Origin of the sequence: Nocardioides sp. NBC_00163, from assembly GCF_045206295.1 — a bacterium.
Lineage (GTDB): Bacteria > Actinomycetota > Actinomycetes > Propionibacteriales > Nocardioidaceae > Nocardioides.
Map to the genome: position 1 here is coordinate 2,604,672 of NZ_CP108155.1, position 18,492 is coordinate 2,623,163.

The 18,492-nt window shown below is 70.1% G+C and carries 15 protein-coding genes; 6 read left to right on the forward strand and 9 right to left on the reverse strand.

Features of this window, described 5'->3' with window-relative positions:
• Position 1: 1 nt before the first annotated feature.
• The 5 genes from OG801_RS12525 to OG801_RS12545 form a co-directional block, all read right to left on the reverse strand.
• Complete coding sequence (locus tag OG801_RS12525; protein WP_406035941.1) at positions 2-907, reverse strand: ROK family protein; 906 nt, start codon at positions 905-907, stop codon at positions 2-4.
• Entirely contained in the window at positions 904-2,355 is a 1,452-nt protein-coding gene (locus OG801_RS12530) for a glycoside hydrolase family 3 N-terminal domain-containing protein (protein ID WP_406035942.1), read from the reverse strand. The genes OG801_RS12525 and OG801_RS12530 overlap by 4 nt, the downstream gene beginning before the upstream one ends.
• Positions 2,355-3,473, reverse strand: a complete 1,119-nt coding sequence (locus OG801_RS12535; RefSeq protein WP_355017630.1) for an ROK family transcriptional regulator — start codon at positions 3,471-3,473, stop codon at positions 2,355-2,357. The genes OG801_RS12530 and OG801_RS12535 overlap by 1 nt, the downstream gene beginning before the upstream one ends.
• A gap of 141 nt (positions 3,474-3,614) precedes the next feature.
• On the reverse strand, positions 3,615-4,070 hold the full coding sequence (locus OG801_RS12540) for an HNH endonuclease (RefSeq protein WP_355017629.1): 456 nt from the start codon (positions 4,068-4,070) through the stop codon (positions 3,615-3,617).
• Between the two features lie 349 nt (positions 4,071-4,419).
• Positions 4,420-5,541, reverse strand: coding sequence for an LLM class flavin-dependent oxidoreductase (locus tag OG801_RS12545; protein WP_406035943.1), 1,122 nt, complete (start codon positions 5,539-5,541; stop codon positions 4,420-4,422).
• A gap of 106 nt (positions 5,542-5,647) precedes the next feature.
• Between OG801_RS12545 and OG801_RS12550 the strand changes: the two genes are divergently transcribed.
• From OG801_RS12550 to OG801_RS12570, 5 genes are all read left to right on the forward strand, one after another.
• Entirely contained in the window at positions 5,648-7,189 is a 1,542-nt protein-coding gene (locus tag OG801_RS12550) for a carboxyl transferase domain-containing protein (protein ID WP_406035944.1), read from the forward strand.
• Between the two features lie 100 nt (positions 7,190-7,289).
• The gene (locus tag OG801_RS12555) at positions 7,290-8,192 is read left to right on the forward strand and encodes a hypothetical protein (protein WP_406035945.1); all 903 of its coding nucleotides are present in this window, start codon (positions 7,290-7,292) and stop codon (positions 8,190-8,192) included.
• Positions 8,193-8,239: 47 nt separating this feature from the next.
• Entirely contained in the window at positions 8,240-8,911 is a 672-nt protein-coding gene (locus OG801_RS12560; protein ID WP_406035946.1) for a TetR family transcriptional regulator, read from the forward strand.
• 55 nt (positions 8,912-8,966) lie between these two features.
• Positions 8,967-9,902, forward strand: a complete 936-nt coding sequence (locus OG801_RS12565) for an ABC transporter ATP-binding protein (protein WP_355017624.1) — start codon at positions 8,967-8,969, stop codon at positions 9,900-9,902.
• On the forward strand, positions 9,902-11,539 hold the full coding sequence (locus OG801_RS12570; RefSeq protein WP_406035947.1) for an ABC transporter permease: 1,638 nt from the start codon (positions 9,902-9,904) through the stop codon (positions 11,537-11,539). The genes OG801_RS12565 and OG801_RS12570 overlap by 1 nt, the downstream gene beginning before the upstream one ends.
• A gap of 93 nt (positions 11,540-11,632) precedes the next feature.
• On the opposite strand, the gene OG801_RS12575 is transcribed toward OG801_RS12570, so the two are convergent.
• The 4 genes from OG801_RS12575 to pdhA form a co-directional block, all read right to left on the reverse strand.
• On the reverse strand, positions 11,633-13,699 hold the full coding sequence (locus OG801_RS12575; protein ID WP_406035948.1) for a calcium-binding protein: 2,067 nt from the start codon (positions 13,697-13,699) through the stop codon (positions 11,633-11,635).
• 113 nt (positions 13,700-13,812) lie between these two features.
• A complete protein-coding gene (locus OG801_RS12580; RefSeq protein ID WP_406035949.1) occupies positions 13,813-15,072 on the reverse strand; it encodes a dihydrolipoamide acetyltransferase family protein in 1,260 nt (419 codons plus the stop codon).
• A complete protein-coding gene (locus OG801_RS12585; protein WP_355017620.1) occupies positions 15,066-16,043 on the reverse strand; it encodes an alpha-ketoacid dehydrogenase subunit beta in 978 nt (325 codons plus the stop codon). The genes OG801_RS12580 and OG801_RS12585 overlap by 7 nt, the downstream gene beginning before the upstream one ends.
• The gene (gene pdhA / locus OG801_RS12590; RefSeq protein ID WP_406035950.1) at positions 16,040-17,176 is read right to left on the reverse strand and encodes a pyruvate dehydrogenase (acetyl-transferring) E1 component subunit alpha; all 1,137 of its coding nucleotides are present in this window, start codon (positions 17,174-17,176) and stop codon (positions 16,040-16,042) included. The genes OG801_RS12585 and pdhA overlap by 4 nt, the downstream gene beginning before the upstream one ends.
• Positions 17,177-17,434: 258 nt before the next feature.
• Here pdhA and OG801_RS12595 point away from each other — a divergent pair, with 258 nt between their 5' ends.
• Positions 17,435-18,472 (forward strand): DUF2855 family protein, encoded by a 1,038-nt coding sequence (locus OG801_RS12595; RefSeq protein ID WP_406035951.1) that lies wholly within the window; start codon positions 17,435-17,437, stop codon positions 18,470-18,472.
• The last annotated feature ends 20 nt before the right edge of the window (positions 18,473-18,492 follow it).

Sequence of the window (18,492 nt, forward strand, 5' to 3'; positions counted from 1 at the left end):
GTCAGTCCTTCGTCGGGGTGATCAGAGCGGCGCCGATAGCGGCGACCGGGGCGGCCGAGACCACCCGCAGGCGCGAGGCGAGCTCGAGGGAGGCGAGGAACGGCGATGTCTCGGTCTGCCGGACCAGCGCGTGCGCGATCGCCTCCCGCAGCGGCTCGCCGACCGTCGCGACACCGCCGCCGATGACGACGCGTTCGGGGTCGACGGCGAGAGCGAGGGAGCGTACGGCGGCGGCGACGCCGTCGGCGAAGCGGTCCCGCACGATCACGGCCGCCGGGTCGCCCGAGGCGGCGGCGGTGAAGAGCGCCGCGGCGGGGTGGCCGGTGGCGGTCGGCCAAGCCGCCGCGAGCGCGGCACCGGAGGCGACCAGCTCGAGGCAGCCGCGCTGGCCGCACCCGCACACCGGGCCCTCCGGGTCGACCGGGAGGTGCCCGACCTCCCCGGCGGCGCCGTGGAAGCCTCGGCGGAGCGCGCCGCTGAGGTAGAGACCGGCCGCCAGGCCGGTTCCGAGCGAGAGGTAGACCAGGTCGTCGACGTCCTCGACGGCGTGCGCGCCGAGCGTTGCCGCGTTGGTGTCGTTCTCGAGGGTGACGACAGCTCCGGTGCGGGCGCCGAGCAGCTCCGCGAGCGGGAAGGCGTCGCCGTCCAGGCCCAGGTTGACCGCATGCTTCACGGTGCCGGCGCGGGTGTCCACGATGCCGGGGATGCCGACCCCGATCGAGCGGATCTCGCCGCCGTCGAGCGCGTCACGCAGGCTCGCGACCACCGCGGCCGCGCTCTTCACGACGCCCTCGCCGCCGGGGGTGGTGGCGGCACGGTCCTCGGCCAGCACCGCCCCGTCGGCGCCGATCGCGATGCCGTGGATCTTGGTGCCGCCGATGTCGAGGCCTACCCGCGCCCCGTTCACCGGTTCCAGCCCGATCGTCGCAGCACCTCGGTGACAGCGGCCATGCCCGGCAGCGAGAACCCCTGCGGGCACAGTCGCGGCACCCCCGGTCCGTCGTACGCCCCGGGCCACCCCCACTCCACCAGCACCACGGCGCCCGGAAGCTCGGCGACGGTCCGGCCGACCTCGGGACGGCGGTGCGCGTCACGCACCTGCACGATGAGGGGTGCGTCGGGGAGATCCGGGAGCGGGTCGCCAGGGCGGATGACGATGTCCGGCGGCAGCCCCCAGGGCACGTCACCCACGGCGATGTTCGCCTCCGTGTCGACGGTCACGACCCGGGCACCGGCGAGGTGCGGGATCTCGCTGAGGTCGTCGCTGGCAGTCGCGAGCGCCCGGCGAGCGCCCTCGACGGAGCGTTCCTCGAACCGGGGGTCGAGCGCGCCGTCCGGTCGCTGCTGCGTGTCGGTGAGGTCGGCGAGCAGCCGGTCGATGCGCGCGACCGCGTCCTGGAGCCGCTCCAGCGGCAGCTCACCGGAATCGACCGCGGCCACGATCGCGGCGGTCGTGTCGCGGACCAGCGAGGTGGGCTTGTCGGGGCCGAGCAGGAGCAGATCGGCGCCTGCCTCGAGCGAGAGCACCGCAGCGGCCGGAATCCCCCGGCTCGCCGACGCACCGGCCATGTCGAGGGCGTCGGAGACGATCGGCCCGTCGTAGCCCAGCTCGCGCAGCAGTCCCAGCACCGGCGCGGAGAGCGTGCCGGGCAGCTCGGGGTCCAGCGCCGGCACCACGATGTGGGAGGTCATCACCGAGGCGGCACCGGCCTCGGCGGCGGCCAGGAACGGGACCAGCTCACGGTCGCGCAGCGTGTCCAGGGAGGCGTCGAGGACGGGGAGGGCGACGTGGCTGTCCTGGCCGGTGTCGCCGTGGCCCGGGAAGTGCTTGACGCAGGCGGCGACGCCGGTCGACTCCAGGCCCTTCACCCAGGCGGCCACGTGCTTGGCGGCCACGCCGGCGTCGTGGGAGAACGACCGGGTCGCGATCACCGGGTTGTCGGGGTTGGAGTTCACGTCGGCGACAGGAGCCAGGTTGAGGTTGATGCCGGCTCGCGCCAGCCGCAACCCGACCGCCCGGCCGGTCTCCTCGGTCAGCGCCAGGTCGTCGGCCGCGCCGAGGGCGGCGGCGCCGAGCACCGAGGAACCGGTGAGAGCCTCCAGGCGGGTGACGTCCCCGCCCTCCTCGTCGATGGTGATCACCGGCGCCCAGCCGCCCTCGGCGGATGCGGCCCGGATCTCGGCCGCCAGGCTGCGTACGGAATCCTCACCGGCCTCGGTGTTGGGACCGAAGAGGCAGATCCCACCCAGGCCCCCGCGGAGCAGCTCGGCGTAGCCGGGCGGCAGGGTGGGGCCGGCGAAGGCGGAGACCTGGACGCGCAGCGCCAGGGTCTCGACGGTGGTCGGGGAAGGCATCACGACACCCCCAGCTCACCGGCGAGGACGAGCACCGCGGCGCCGACGATGACGACGTCCTCGCCGAGCGTCGACGTACGGAACTCCAGCGGCTCGCCGCTGACCGGCATCGTCCGCTCGCGGATGATCCGGTCGGCGGTCTCGCGCAGCGGTCCGTCCAGGAGGTCGGCCGGCCCGGAGAGGACCAGCTCGTGAAGATTCAGGGTTCCGACCACAGGGGCCAATGCCTTTCCAAGATGTTCGCCGGCTTCCACGAGCGCATCGTCGTGGGCTGTCTCGAGGCGCTCCCGCAGGCGCGGCACCGCGAGGAAGGTCTCCAGGCAGCCCTGGCGGCCGCACGCGCACAGCGGACCCTCGGGGTCGACGGTCACGTGCCCGACCTCACCGGCGGCGTCGACGAACCCGTGGAGCAGCGCCCCTTCGAGCACCAGCCCCGCACCGACACCGGTGCCGACCCGCACGAGCATCAGCCCGCCGTCGCCGGACTGGCCGAAGGTGTACTCCCCCAGCACCGCGGTGTTGGCGTCGTTGGCGACGTACGTCGGTCGGCCGGTCTCACGGCGCACCTGATCGGCCAGGCCGACATCGGTCCAGCCCAGGTTGGGCGCGGCGACCACGGTGCCGTCGGCCGCGACGACACCGGGGCTGCCGATCCCGATGCCGAGGATCGGCCGGTCGGTGCTCGCGATCAGCTCGGTGACCAGCTCCTTCACGAGGCGCACGGCCTCGCTTCCGGTGCGGCCCTCCCGGCACCTGGTGGTGCGATGGATGACATCGCCGGTCAGGTTGAGCACGGCTCCGGCGACCTGGTCGTCACCGGAGACGTCGATGGTCACGATGTGCGTGGCGTCAGCGGCGAGACCGACCAGCATCGGCGGCTTCCCGACCCGGCTCTCCACCGGCGCGCCGAGCTCCTCGACGAGCCCGTCCTCGAGCAGGCTGCCGACCAGATCGGAGACCGTCGCCCGGGTCAGCCCCGAGGCTCGGGCCAGGTCGGCGCGGCTCGCCGGACCCACCGCGAAGAGGTGCTGGAGCACCAGGGACCGGTGATGCCGCCGCGCATCTTCCTGCAGCAACTTCCCGATCGGCCGCAACGTACGACGTCTCGCCTTGGACATGTTTGTTAGTCCATCGTACTTATTAATGCTGCGTCAAGTCGACACGGCATTTTCCTCGCCGAGAGGTCACATTCTGACGCCGAAAGGTCAGTTTCTGACAGCGATCGACTCCTCGGTGGCAGAAACTGACCTCTCGGCGGGTCAGATGATGGCGGCAAGCTGGGCACGGGTCGGGACGTACGGCTCGATGCGGAGGACCATGTGGGCCTCCTCCGGGGTGCGGTTGCCCTTGCGGCCGTTGCACCTGCCGCACGCCGCCACGGTGTTCATCCATGTCCATCTGCCGCCGCGTGACTGTGGCAGCAGGTGGTCGATGGTGCGGGCATGGCCGCCGCAGTAGGCACAACGATGCTGGTCGCGCTTGAGCACTCCCTCGCGGGAGTAGCCGGCCGGCCGGTACATCCAATGCATGGCGATATAGCGGACCAGCCGCACCGCCTTGGGCCATGGATGTGGCCCGATCATCTTGTCGCCCTGTTGCTCGTGAACCACCGCCACCTCACGGAACAGCATCCGCACGGCGTGCTTGAACGAGACCCTTCCGAGCGGCTCGAAGGAGGCGTTATACAGGGTCACGGCGCCCATGGTCGTAGTCATACTCGGTTACCTCCCAGGAGAGTCGGATAGAGATCGCGTGCAGGTCGGGTGGAAACAAAAAGGGCCGCCCCGACGAGACAGACATGTCTCGCAGGAGCGGCCCGGAGTGATCCGGTGCGGCTATGCACCCAGGTCACTGTCGGCTCCCGCGGGCATGAGGGTCGCGCTCGTGCGCAGCGGTCAGCGACCAGGCCGCCGGGGCGGTGGTCGAGTGCTGCGTGCTCATGGTGGGCCCTTCAAAAGGTCAAGTGGTGGCACCCGGCGGCGAAACCGGGTGCTACCAGAATAGAGCGAACACCCTCCAGCTACCAACGGTTTTCCCAGGTCAGGAGCGTGTCTTTCCGGTTAACTACGCCCGACGTACGCCGTTTGGACCCGTTAGCGCGACCCGGTCCGCCTCGCGGAGCCTCGGGATCAGCGCCTCGCCGACCCGGGTGACCTCGGTCCGGTAGGGCGTGTCCGAGAGGACGAAGTGGGTCACGCCGAGCTCCTGGTAGCGGCCCAGCGCGGCGGCGACGTCGTCCGCGGATCCGACCAGCCAGGTGGTTCCGGCGCCGCCGCCGTACTTCCCGGGAGCGGTGTAGAGGCACTCGTCGAGCACGTCGCCACGGTCGGCGAGGTCGAGGAGGCGGCTCTGCCCGACCGCTGACCGCCCGCGGCGGAACTCGCGGTCCCCGACGGAGTCGGCCATCCGGTGCACCTTCTCCTCCGCATCACGCCAGGCCTCCTCGCGGGTGTCGCGGATCAGCGTGGTGATCCTCAGCCCGAACTCGAGTGGCGCGAGGTCGCGGCCCAGCGACTGCTCGAGGTTCTGCAGGCGCTCGACCCGCTCCGCGATGCCGTCCAGCGGCTCGCCCCAGAAGAGCTGTACGTCGGCCTCGGTCGCGGCCACCGCCTCGGCCTCCGGGGACGCGCCGCCGAAGTAGAGCCTGGGGTGCGGGCGGCCCTCGGTGGCGTACGGACGCGGGGTGATGGTGGAGCCGGCGACCTGGAAGTGGTCGCCGTCGAAGGTGACGTTCTCCTCGGTCCACAGCCGCCGCACCAGTCGCATGAACTCCTTGGTCCGCGCGTAGCGGGCCGCGCGCGAGTCCTCGCGGTCGCCGTAGGCGGCCAGGTCGTCCTGGCCGGAGACGATGTTGACCCGCACCCTGCCCCGGCTGAGCTGGTCGAGGGTGGCCGCCGAGGTGGCGAAGTTGGCCGGGCGCCAGTAGCCCGGGCGGATCGCGACGAGCGGCTCGAAGGTCGTGGTGCGCGCGGCCAGGGCCGTCGCGACGGTGAAGGTGTCGGGCCTCCCCCAGCTGGTGCCGAGCAGGGCACCGGTCCAACCGGCGTTCTCGACCGCCTCGGCGAGACCGGCCTGGTAGTCGAGGGTGCCGTAGCCGTCCTCCGGCGACGCGGTGTCGCCACGGTGGCCGGCCTCGACGAAGTTGGGCAGATACCAGAGGAGCTCGGGGTTCGTGGGGGCGTTCATTCCAGACTCCTTCGGATTGTCTATTGAGTTAATAGACTAACGCATCTGGTGTCGCCCCTCGGGACAGGCTCAGCCACTGAGCCAATTCCTGGGTATCGTCCGATCCATGGGCCTGACCTCCGCTGAGCTGATCGACCTCGTCCTCGACCCCGGCACCTGGACGTCCTGGGACACCCCGCCCGTCCACGGCCGAAGCGGAGCCCGAGGCAATCGAGCCGGCGAGGTCTCCGAGGCGTACGCCGCCGACCTGGTGCGCGCCCGGGAACGGGCCGGAACCGACGAGTCGGTGGTCACCGGCGAGGCCCGGATCGCCGGGCGGCGGGTGGCCGTGGTGCTCTCCGAGTTCCGGTTCCTGGCCGGATCGATCGGGCGCGCGTCGGCCGAGCGGCTGATCGCGGCCGTGGAGCGGGCGACCCGCGAGGGGCTGCCGCTGCTGGCCGGCCCGGCCTCGGGCGGGACCCGGATGCAGGAGGGTACGCCGGCGTTCGTGCAGATGGTGCGTATCGCCGAGGCGGTCACCCGCCACAAGGCCGCCGGACTCCCCTACCTCGTCTACCTGCGCCACCCCACCACCGGCGGCGTGATGGCCTCGTGGGGATCCCTGGGACACGTCACCGTCGCCGAGCCCGCGGCACTCCTCGGGTTCCTCGGTCCGAAGGTCTACGAGGTGCTCAACGGGCGCCCCTTCCCCTCCGGCGTCCAGGTCGCGGAGAACCTCTTCGCCCACGGTCTCGTCGACGGCGTCGTACCTCCCGACGAGCTCGCCGGGCTCGTCGACCGCGTCCTCACCATCCTCGACCTCCGCCCCGAGAAGTCACCCACGTCGGCCGAGACGTCGCTCGCGTCGCCCGAGACGTCAGCCGGTGACGCCTCGGCCGACGGGGCCGACTTCTCGGCGGTCGACACCTGGGATGCGATCACGCGGTCCCGGCGCGCGGACCGGCCGGGAGCGCGGGCGCTGCTCCGGATCGCGGCCTCGGACGTCGTACCCCTCAACGGCACCGGGCAGGGCGAGCGAGACCCGGGCCTGATCATCGCGCTGGCGCGGTTCGGTTCGGCGCCGTGTCTGGTGCTGGCCCAGGACCGGCGCGAGCAGGCACACCAGCCGCTCGGGCCGGAGGGCCTGCGCGAGGCGCAGCGCGGGATGAAGCTCGCCGCCGGGCTCGGGCTCCCCGTCGTGACCGTCATCGACACCCCCGGCGCCGCACTGTCGGCGGAGGCGGAGAACGGCGGCATCGCCGGCGAGATCGCGCGTACGTTGAGCACGCTCGTCAACGTGGAGACCCCGACGCTCAGCCTGATGCTGGGCGAGGGCAACGGCGGTGGCGCGCTCGCGTTCCTCCCCGCCGACCGGGTGGTCGCCGCCCAGCACGCCTGGCTCTCCCCGCTTCCGCCGGAGGGCGCGAGCGCGATCGTGTACGGCGACTCCGACCATGCCGCGGAGATGGCCGAGGCGCAGCGGGTCCTCGCCGTCGACCTCCAGCAGATCGGCGTGGTCGACCGGATCGTCGCGGAGTCCCCCGATGCCGCCGACGAGCCGGAGACGTTCTGCCGCCGGGTCGGAGAGGTCCTCGAGGACGAGCTGCTCGCGCTCCTCGCCTCCGGGCCGGGCGAGCCGACGGCTCGGGCCGCTCGCTACGCGGGCTGAGGACGTACGCAGGAGATCTTCGGACACGCACCACGAACTCCGCCACGATGGGGTGGGCTCGCGACGAGCCCTCGACCCCCACACTCGATCGGAGTTTCTCGTGCCTCAGATCAAGCGTCTCCTCGCCCTCACCGCCGCGACCTCGCTCGCCGCGGCCCTTCCCCTCCTCGGCGCCCCGGCGCAGGCAGCCGAGGGCAGCTTCAGTGCGCTGACGTACAACATCGCCGGCCTCCCCGAGGCCATCTCCAGCGCACCGACGCCACGCAAGTCCGCCACCAACGAGATCGGCCGGCGCATCGACGGATTCGACATCGTCAACGTCCAGGAGGACTTCAACTACCACGCCTACCTCTACGAGACCGACGTGCACGCCCACCGCACCCCGACCTCGGGCGGAGTGCCGTTCGGGAGCGGGCTGAACAGCCTGCACCACCAGCCGTACGAGGCGCTCGACCGCGTCACCTGGGACGACTGCTGGATCAACCAGGCCGACTGCCTGACGCCGAAGGGCTTCACCTTCCACCGCGCACAGATCGCCCCGGGCACCTGGATCGACGTCTACAACCTGCACGCCGACGCCGGCGACGACAGCCTGGACGAGGCCGCTCGCCGCGGCAATCTCGAGCAGCTCACGGCGTACATCTCCGAGCACTCCGCCGGCAACGCCGTCCTGGTCATGGGCGACACCAACACCCGCTACACCAGAGAGGGCGACCGGATCTCCGACTTCGCCGCCACCAACGGCCTCACCGACGCCTGGGTGGAGCTCGTACGCAGCGGGGACGAGCCCGACCGCGGCAGCCCGGCCCTGGGGTGCCCGGAGGTGAACCCGGGCGTGGAGTGCGAGGTCGTCGACAAGGTGCTCTACCGCGACGGCGGCGGGGTCGACCTGAGCGCGACCTCCTACCGCAACCTGGACGCCGACTTCCGCGAGAACGGCACCGGCCTGATGCTCTCCGACCACTTCCCGATCGCCGTCGACTTCACCTGGACCATCAACTGATCGGGTAACCCCTTGCGCAGGGGCTGAACACGTGTTTAGGATTAAACATGCGTTCAGCCCCTGGCGACCCGACGACCCGCGAGCGGATCCGCGACGCGGCGATCCTGCGGTTCGCGCGCGACGGTTTCGGTGCCTCGGTCCGCTCGATCGCGACCGACGCCGGGGTCAGCCCGGCCCTGGTGATCCACCACTTCGGTTCCAAGGACGAGCTCCACGCCGAGTGTGATGAGCGGGTGCTCGCCGAGATCCGGGCGTCGAAGAACGAGACGATCGACGAGCTGGCCTCGGGCCAGGGCATCCTGCACAGGTTCGCCGCCGCGGACGAGTACGCACCGATGCTCGGCTACGTCCTCCGCTCCCTGCAGGACGGCGGGCCGGTCGGCCGCACCTTCATCGAGCAGATGATCGAGGACGCGGTCGGCTACACCAAGCACGGCATCGAGGCCGGGCTGATCAAGCCCAGCCGCGACGAGACGGCCAGGGCCCGTTATCTGGTCCTCTCCGCCCTCGGCACGCTCATGCTCGAGCTCACCCTCAACCCGCCCCAGGACCCGAGCGACATCAGCGGCATGGTGCGTGGCTTCCTGTCCACGAGCTACCTGCCGATGATCGAGCTCTACACGCAGGGCGTGTTCACGACCCGCCGGATGCTCGACGAATACCTGCTCTATGTCCCGGACCCGCCGCAGGACGCCGCCACGGAGCCCCCGTCTGCATGACGCCAGGCCCGTCGGCGTACGTCCTCCTATCCTCCCAACGCGGAAGCGAGTTCCCATGTCCGACAACATCCCCGCGGTCGAGATCGCGGGCCTGCACAAGTCCTTCGGTTCCTTCAAGGCCCTCGACGGCCTCGACCTGACCGTCCAGCCCGGCCAGGTGGCCGGCTTCCTCGGCCCCAACGGAGCCGGCAAGTCCACCACCATCAAGGTCCTGCTCGGGCTGCTGCGCGCCGACGCCGGCGCCGCCAAGCTGTTCGGCGGTGACGCCTGGAGCGACGCCGTCCAGCTGCACAAGCGGATCTCGTACGTCCCTGGCGACGTGTCGCTGTGGCCCAACCTCACCGGCGGCGAGTGCATCGACTACCTCACCCGCCTCAAGCCGGGCGGCGACAAGGCCAGGCGCAAGGCACGCCGGGCCGAGCTGCTGGAGCGGTTCCAGCTCGACCCGACCAAGAAGGCGCGCACCTACTCCAAGGGCAACCGCCAGAAGGTCGCCCTGGTCGCGGCCTTCCTCGACGAGTCCGAGCTCTACATCTTCGACGAGCCGACCTCCGGTCTGGACCCGTTGATGGAGGCTGTCTTCACCGAGTACGCCCGGGAGGCCAAGGCCGCGGGCTCGTCGGTGCTGCTCTCCAGCCACATCCTCAGCGAGGTCGAGAAGGTCTGCGACACCGTCACGATCATCCGGGCCGGGGTCGCCGTCGAGTCCGGCACGCTCGACGAGCTGCGCCACCTGACCCGTTCCGCTGTCGTCGCCACCGTCGGCGGCGACCCGTCGGCGCTGAGCGGGCTGCAGGCCGTCAACGACCTGGTGACCAGCCAGAACGGCGCCGGGACCCGAGTCGCCTTCGACGTGGACAACCACGCCGTCGGGGACGTGCTCAAGACCCTGACCGACCTCGACGTACGTGGCCTGACCATCACGCCGCCGTCGCTCGAGGAGCTCTTCATGCGGCACTACGGCGACGTCATCGAGACGGAGGAGGCGTGATGAGCACGCTTGCTCCGGCCCTCCCCCGGCGTACGCCACTGACCTCCTTCGCCGGCACCTGGCACCTGACCCGCTTCATGCTGCGGCGCGACCGGGTGCGGCTGACCGTCTGGACGGTCTCGCTGCTCGCGCTGTACGCCTACTTCGTCACCGCGCTCAGCACCGTCTACCCCACGGCCGAGGACCGCGAGGGGCGCGCTGCGCTGATGGAGCAGCCGGCGTCGGTGTTCCTCGGCGGGCCGAACTATGGGCTCGACGACTACACGATCGGCGCCATGTTCGCCAACGAGATGACCCTGTGGATGATCGCTCTGCTCGGGGTCATGAACATGTTCGAGGTCGTCCGCAACACCCGCGCCGAGGAGGAGAGCGGGCGGGCGGAGCTGGTCCGTTCCCGCGTGGTCGGCCGGCACGCGGCGGTCGCCGCCTCGCTCCTGACGGTGGTCATCGCCAACGTCGTCTTCGCGGTCCTCGGTAGCGCGCTGCTGATCTCCGCCGGAGACCTTGCGGTCGAGGACACCTTCGCCCTGTCCACGTCGATCGCCGTCAGCGGCCTGGTCTTCGCCGCGGTCGCGCTGGTCACCTCGCAGCTGACAACCCACGGGCGCGGCGCCACCGGCCTCGCGCTCGCGGTGCTCGGCGTCGCGGTGCTCGTGCGCGGCATCGGTGACCTGCAGGCCGAGCCCGGCGAGCACGGGACCTGGCTCTCCTGGCTCTCGCCGATCGCGTGGACACAGCAGATGAGGGCGTACGTCGACCTGCGCTGGTGGCCGCTGGCGCTGAGCGTTGTGGCGGTCGTCGTCCTCCTCGCCCTCGGGGCGTTCCTGGCCTCGAAGCGCGACTTCGACGGCGCACTGCTCGCCGGCCGCTCCGGCCGGGCCGAGGCGACCGGGACCCTCTCGTCCCCGATCGCGATGGCGTGGCGCCAGCAGCGTACGGCTCTCTTCTGGTGGTTCCTCGGCACCTTCGTGATGTTCGGCGCGACCGGCACCTACCTCGGCGAGGGTGTCGAGGAGATGATGACGGACGTGCCCGGCGGGACCGAGATGTTCGGCGACGACCCGCTCACCGGATTCCTGGCGATCATGATCCTGTACGCGGCACTGGCCGCCGCCGGGTACGCGATCGCCACCACCCTGCGGGCCAAGACGGAGGAGACCGAAGGCCGCCTCGAGATCACGCTGGCCAAGCCGGTCTCACGCGGTCGCTGGTTCGGCTCACACCTCGCGGTCGTGGCGATCGGCGCGTTCGTCCTGACCATGATCTCGGGAGCCCTCGCGCTGTGGGCAGGGGCGCTGGTCAACGGTGAGGTCGAGCTGGGGACCTTCCTGAAGGGCGGCGCGGCGTTCCTGCCGGCGGTCGCGGTCTTCATGGCTCTCACCGCGGCCCTCTATGCCTGGGTCCCGAAGATCACGCCGGTCATCTGGGCGCTCTTCGCGTTCACGTGCATCACCGGCATGTTCGGCCCGCTGTTCGACCTCCCGGACTCGGTCGCCGGCATCTCCCCCTTCTGGTGGGTCGGCCGCTACCCGCAGGAGCCCATCGAGGCCTCGCACATGATCGGCCTCAGCGCCGTCGCCGCGATCCTGCTGCTGGTCTCCTTCGTCGGCTTCCGCCGCCGGAACATCCCCGCCTGACCCAGGCCATGGCCGAGGCGTCACATACGCCGGTCGAGTAGGCACCTCGGTGCCCACTCGACCGGCGTTGCTGACGTCTCGGCGGAGCCCGCGTCAGCCGGTGACAGTGAGCACCGGGATGTCGGGATGCGCCCGGTAGCTCCCGTCGCCGGCGAGATCGGCGTCGGTGTAGCCGTCGCCGTTGCCTCCCACGTCGGAGATTCCGATCCACAGGTGGTAGGTCCCTGAGGGCGTGCCTTGCGAGACGACCACATCGCCCTCCCACCAGCCGTCGAACACGGTTCCGCTCGTCCGCTTCAAGGTGATGCGCGGGAAGGACGGGTCGGAGCTGAACCCTCCGGACAGGACCTTCGCGTCGACTCCCTTGACCCCCGAGTTCGGCCCGTACGCGTCCGTCACCCGGGCACGGACACGGATCTTCGCGTCGCCGGCGGCCGTGCTCACGCTCGTCCGCGAGACCGTCACCTGAGCGAGCTTCGGGGGCGTCGTGTCACGCCCCGGTCCCTTGACCTCGACGCGGGTGAGCGCGGCCGTGAGCTCGCGGACGTCACCAGCGGACCAGGTGCCCGCCGCGTAGGCCTGATATGCCTCGGGGCCCATCCAGGTCGCCCGGAACCCGATGCGGTCCTCGGCGTCTACCACGACGTTGTAGACGCCGCCCGGGGAGTTCTTCGGAACGGTCAGCTTGGTCATCCAGATCCCGTCGCGCATCGTGCCGGACGTCCTCGGGACCGCGTCCTGGCAGGCGACTCCGTCGTACATCGGATGCGGGTCGACGCTCGTCGCGATGCCCGGCTGCGAGAGACAGATGTCGACCCTGCCGATCCCCGCCTTCGGGTCGACACCGCGCACCGAGACCTGGACGGTCTTCGCGCCGGTGGTCACGTCGATGGTCTTCGGGGAGAGCGCGGTCACGCTCATCGTCGGGGGCTCGGTGTCGGGGTCACGGTTCGCGACCGTGAGCGACCCCATCTCGTAGCCGCTGCCCATCCTGCCTGCGGCGTCCTCGGGCAGGACGCTCGCTCGCAGCGTGCCGGCCGGCGTGTAGCGCGGGACGGTGATGACGTACTCCCACCAGCCGTCGCGGGGGCCGCCGGAGACCTTCGTCATGTTCTGCATGTACAGCGAGGGCCCGCTGTTCGGGCGCTCGGGGTCGACCACATGACCCTGTGCCCAGGTGACCCCGATGTCGTCGGTGAGGTGTGCCCGCACGCGCACCTTCACGTCGGCCAGGGTGGTGTCGATCGAGCTCGGGGAGAAGGTGACGCCGAGAACCTTCGGTGCCGACTTGTCGGTGCCGCACCCGCCGAGCAGATAGTCATAGGTGTCATAGCTGCAGCGGTTGACGCCTGTGCCGCCGGTCAGCTGGTCAGTCCCGGCGCCACCGCTGAGGGCGTCGTTGTCGCCCTCGCCTTCGAGCTGATCGTTGCCGTCGCCGCCGGCGAGCTGGTCGGCACCACTGCCACCTCTTATCTGATCGGCTCCCGAGTCGCCCCACAAACGATCTGCGTCGGCCTCGCCGAGGACCAGGTCGTTGTGGTTGCCGCCGTGCAGCTGGTCGTTGCCCGCCCCGCCGTACAGCCCGTCCGCGTTGTCTCCGCCGTACGCGCGGTCGTTGCCCTTGCCACCCAGGATGCGATCGCCACCTGTCCCGCCGTAGAGCACGTCCCAGCCGGTCCCACCGTTGATCGTGTCCGGATCGGCTTCGCCGTAGATCTGGTCGTGACCGTCATCGCCCTGGATCTGGTCGTTCCCGGAGCCACCGCGGATCGTGTCGTCCGAGGTTCCGCCGTAGAGGTAGTCGGACGAAGAGCCCCCGTAGATGACATCGGCGCCGGCCTCACCACGGATACTGTCTCGCCCGGTCCCACCGATCAGCTTGTCGGTGCCGTAGCTTCCGTAGATCCGGTCGTTTCCGCCACCACCGTCGACCAGGTCGTTGCCGCTACGCGCATAGATGACATCGCCGCCACCGCGACCGCAGATGACGTCGCGATGCGATGTCCCCCGCAAGACGTCCGCGCCCGATGTGCCGACGATCGTGCAACGTACGCCGGTGGATGTTGTCGCCGCGCTTGCGGGGCTCGCCACGAGTACGGTCGCCGAGGCGGCCATCGCGACGATCCCGGCAAGCAGCGTGCGCCCCGTCAGGAGCACCATTCCTGCCTCCAGAAGATCCTCAGGCCCGCGTCAGCGCGGGCCTGAGGATCGTGCCAGATCCGATACCCCTCGAGGTAGCGAATTGAGGATCTGTGGAGTGATTGTCGAACGGGTCAGAACAGCAGCGCCGTGCTCGGGTCTTCGACGATCCTGGCCACGTCGGCGAGGAAGCGGGAGCCGGCTTCGCCGTCGATGTGGCGGTGGTCGAAGCTGAGCGCGAGGGTGCAGACATCGCGGGGTTCGATGCGCTCGTCGTCGCCGGTACCGACAACCCACGGCTGACGCTTGATCGCCCCGACGGAGAGGATCGCGGACTCGCCCGGGTTGATGATCGGGGCGCCGCCGTCGATGCCGAACGGACCGATGTTGGTGATCGTGAACGTCCCGCCGGTCTGGTCGGCCGGCGGCGTCTTGCCGGTGCGAGCGGTGGCGGTGAGCGCGTTGATCGCGGCACCGAGCTCGACCAGGGACATCCGGTCGGCGCCCTTCACGTTCGGCACCTGGAGGCCCCTGGGAGTGGCCGCGGCGATACCGAGGTTGACGTACTCCTTGAAGACGATCTCCTGGGCGGCCTCGTCCCACCAGGAGTTGACGATCGGCGTACGTCGCATCGCCAGCAGCGTCGCCTTGGCCACGATCAGCAGGGGGCTGACGCGGACCTCGGCGAAGTCTCGGTTGGCCTTGAGGGTGGCGACCAGCTCGGAGGTACGTGTCACGTCGATCGTCGTCCAGATGGTCACGTGCGGCAGCGTGAACGCCGAGTCGACCATCGCCTGACCCATCTGCTTGCGCAGGCCCTTGATCGGCTCACGACGCTCACCACCGACCGGCGCTGCCGGCTCGGTCGACGAGTCCGGCCCAGACGTCAGGTTCTCCAGGTCTGCGGTGGTGATCACGCCATCGTCCCGCTCCGGGGTGACGGTCGCCAGGTCCACACCCAGGTCGCGCGCGAGCTTGCGGGCGGTCGGCTTGGCGAGCACACCGGTGCCCGCGGCGGCTGCCGGCGCGGAGACGGTGCGGTTGCGGCGTACGACCGCGTCCTCCTTGGAGCCGTAGCCGACCAGCGTCAGCGGCTTCTCGGCTTCGTCCGGCTCAGGAGCTGACGTCTCGGCCGACGCAACTGACGTCTCGGCGGGGGCGTCGCCGATGCGGATGATCGGGGTGCCGACCTGGACCTCGGTGCCGACCTCGACCAGGAGCTCCTGGACGACCCCGGCGTAGGGCGAGGGGAGCTCGACGACGGACTTGGCGGTCTCGATGTCGCAGACGGGGTCGTTGACCTTGATGACGTCACCGACCGCGACGTGCCACTCGACGATCTCGGCCTCGGTGAGGCCTTCGCCGACGTCGGGCAACTTGAACTCGTTCACCATGCCAGGCTCCTGTCGACGGCATCGAGGACCCGGTCGAGGTCGGGGAGGAAGTACTCCTCCGCCCGGGCCGGCGGGTAGGGCGTGTCGAAGCCGCCCACGCGCAGGACCGGCGCCTCCAGTGAGTGGAAGCAGGTCTCGGTGATCCGGGCGGCGAGCTCGGCGCCGAGGCCGAGGTTGACATGGGCCTCGTGGACGACGACGGCACGACCCGTACGCCGCACCGACTCGTAGACCGGGCCCATGTCCAGCGGCGAGAGCGTGCGCAGGTCGATCACCTCGACCGACTTGCCCTCCCCCGCGGCCGCCTCGGCGGCGGTCAGCGCGGTCTTCACGGTCGGCCCGTAGGCGAGCATCGTCAGGTCGGTGCCGGTCCGCGTCACCCGCGAGGCGAACAGCGGGCCAGGCGTGGCGTCGACGTCCACGTCGGCCTTGGTCGAGTGGTAGAGCCGCTTCGGCTCCAAGAAGATCACCGGGTCAGGGTGGGAGATCGCCTGCTGGATCATCCAGTAGGCGTCGACCGGGTCCGAGCAGGCCACCACCTTGAGACCAGGGGTGTGCGCGAACTGCGCCTCCGGCGACTCGCTGTGGTGCTCCACGGCCCCGATGCCGCCACCGAACGGGATCCGGATGACCATCGGCATCGCGACCCGGCCGCCGGAGCGGTAGTGGAACTTGGCCACCTGCGACACGATCTGGTCGTAGGCCGGGTAGACGAAGCCGTCGAACTGGATCTCCACCACCGGCCGGTAGCCCCGCAGCGCGAGGCCGACCGCCGTGCCGACGATCCCCGACTCCGCCAGTGGAGTGTCGACGACCCGCGCCTCGCCGAAGTCCTTCTGCAACCCGTCGGTGATCCGGAAGACACCGCCGAGCCGGCCGATGTCCTCACCCATCAGGACGACCTTGTCGTCGTCCTCCATCGCTCGCCGCAGACCGGCGTTGAGCGCCTTTGCCAGCGTCATCTTCGTCATCGGGAAGCCCCCTCGTGCTCGAAAGAGGCGAGGTACGCCGCGTAGCCGTCGCGCTGCTCACGCAGCTCGTCGGGCATCTCGGTGTAGACGTTGTCGAAGAGGCGTACGGGATCGGGCTCGGGCAGAGCGTGGATCCCGGCACGCAGACGCTCGCCGAACTCCTCGGCCTCGGCCTCCACCTTGGCGAAGAAGGAGGTCGAGGCGCCACCCCCGCGGCGCAGATAGGCCTCGACCCGGGCGATCGGGTCCTTGAGCTTCCACGCCTGGACCTCGTCGGACAGCCGGTAGCGGGTCGGGTCGTCGGTGGTCGTATGGGCGCCCATCCGGTAGGTGTAGGCCTCGATCATCGTCGGACCGCCACCCTCGCGGGCCCGCTTGAGCGCCGACTTCATCACCTCGTACGTCGCCAGCACGTCGTTGCCGTCGACGCGGATGCCCGGGAAGCCGAAGCCCTGGGCGCGCTTGTAGAGCGGCACCTTGACCATCTGCTCGACCGGCTCGGAGATGGCCCACTGGTTGTTCTGGCAGAAGAAGACGACCGGGGCGTTGTAGGAGGCGGCGAAGACCATCGCCTCGTTGACGTCGCCCTGCGAGGAGGCGCCGTCGCCGAAGTGGGCCACGACGGCGGTGTCGCGGGTCGGGTCGCCGGTGCCGACGAGGCCGTCCATCTGCACCCCCATCGCGTAGCCGGTCGCGTGCAGGGTCTGGGCGCCGATGACGATCGTGTAGAGCCCGAAGTTGTGCTCGGCGGGGTCCCAGCCACCTTGGTCGGTGCCCCGGAAGAGTCCGAGCAGCTGCATCGGGTCGACGTCGCGGCACCAGGCCACGCCGTGCTCGCGGTAGGTCGGGAAGACGAAGTCCTGGGGCGCGAGCGCGCGGGCCGCGCCGATCTGCGCCGCCTCCTGGCCCAGCAGCTGTGCCCACAGGCCCAGCTCGCCGTGGCGCTGCAGCGCAGTGGCCTCGACGTCGAGGCGGCGGGTGAGCACCATGTCGCGGTAGAAGCCGCGTACGGCCTCGTCCTCAGGTCGGTCGGGTGAGAACTCGAAGTCCGGGTGCGAGACCCGTTCTCCCTCGGGGTTCAGCAGCTGCACCATGTCGGTGTGGCTGGGACTCGGATCCAGAAATTCAGTCATCACGCTTCCTTCACACGGGGTGGGGTTGCCACCGCTGGCTACGCCGATCACGGGCTTGTGATCCGTGGCACATCGGCATAGCCAAACGGTACCCGCCCCCGGGGAGAGAAGGGCCCGAGTGACATGAACATAGACAACTAAGCAAGCGCTTAGTAAGTTCTACGAGACGCGCTGACCCCCGGCCCAGGAGATGAGGAACCGATGACTCGATTTGCCCGAGTGGAAACGCTCAAGAGCGACCTTGGAGTGGCTGACCTGGTGGATCTCCCGACACCGCAGCTCGACGAGGGTGAGGTGCTGGCGCGGATCGAACGCTTCGCCCTGACGACGAACAACATGACCTACGCGGTCTACGGCGACGCCCTGGGCTATTGGAATCTGTTCCCGGCCGAACAGTCCGGGTACGGCTGCATGCCGGCGTGGGGGCACGCGGAGATCGTCGAGTCGAGGGCCTCCGACATCCCCGTGGGGACGCGGATCTTCGGCTACTTCCCCATCGCGACCCATCTGACGATGCGACCGACATCGGTCACCTCCCGCAGCTTCGTCGACGGTGCCGAACACCGCACCGGGACGCCCCAGGTCTACAACCTCTACGAGTTCGAACCCCGGGAATCCGATCCCCGCCTGGACAGCCTCACCGCCATCTTCCGCGCCCTGTTCATCACCTCCTACACCGCCGCCGACTACCTCCGTGACCGCGACTTCTTCGACGCCGAGCAGTTCGTGATCTCGAGCGCGTCGAGCAAGACGGCGTACGGCACCGCCTACTGCCTCGCCGACTCACCAGCTCAGAAGATCGCGCTCACCTCGGCCCGCAACATGGAGTTCGTGAAGGGCCTCGGCCACTACACCGCGGCACATGAGTACGCCGACCTGGCAGCCATCGACAGCACCAGACGGACCGTCTACGTCGACCTGTCAGGCGACGGTGACCTGCGCCGCCGGGTTCACGAGCACTTCGGTGACCGGCTCGCCTTCGACTGCCTCATCGGGTCGACCCAGGCCGACGGTTTCCCCGAGGACGACGCCACCCTCGTGGGACCGGCTCCGGTCTTCTTCTTCGCAGCCCTCCAGCTCGACGCCTACAAGGCCGAAGGCCAGTCGCGCGCGTTCATGCAGCGCTATCGACACGACGAGCGAGACTTCCTCGAGCGCGTGGGAGGTACGGAGCAGCCATCGATCAAGCTGCTCGAGCACACCGGCCTCGAGGACGCCCCGACAGTCATCGCCGGATTTCACGACGGATCGACGGACCCCGCCGTCGGCCACATCTTCATCCCCAACGCGAGCTGATCGCCCACGCACCGAGGAGT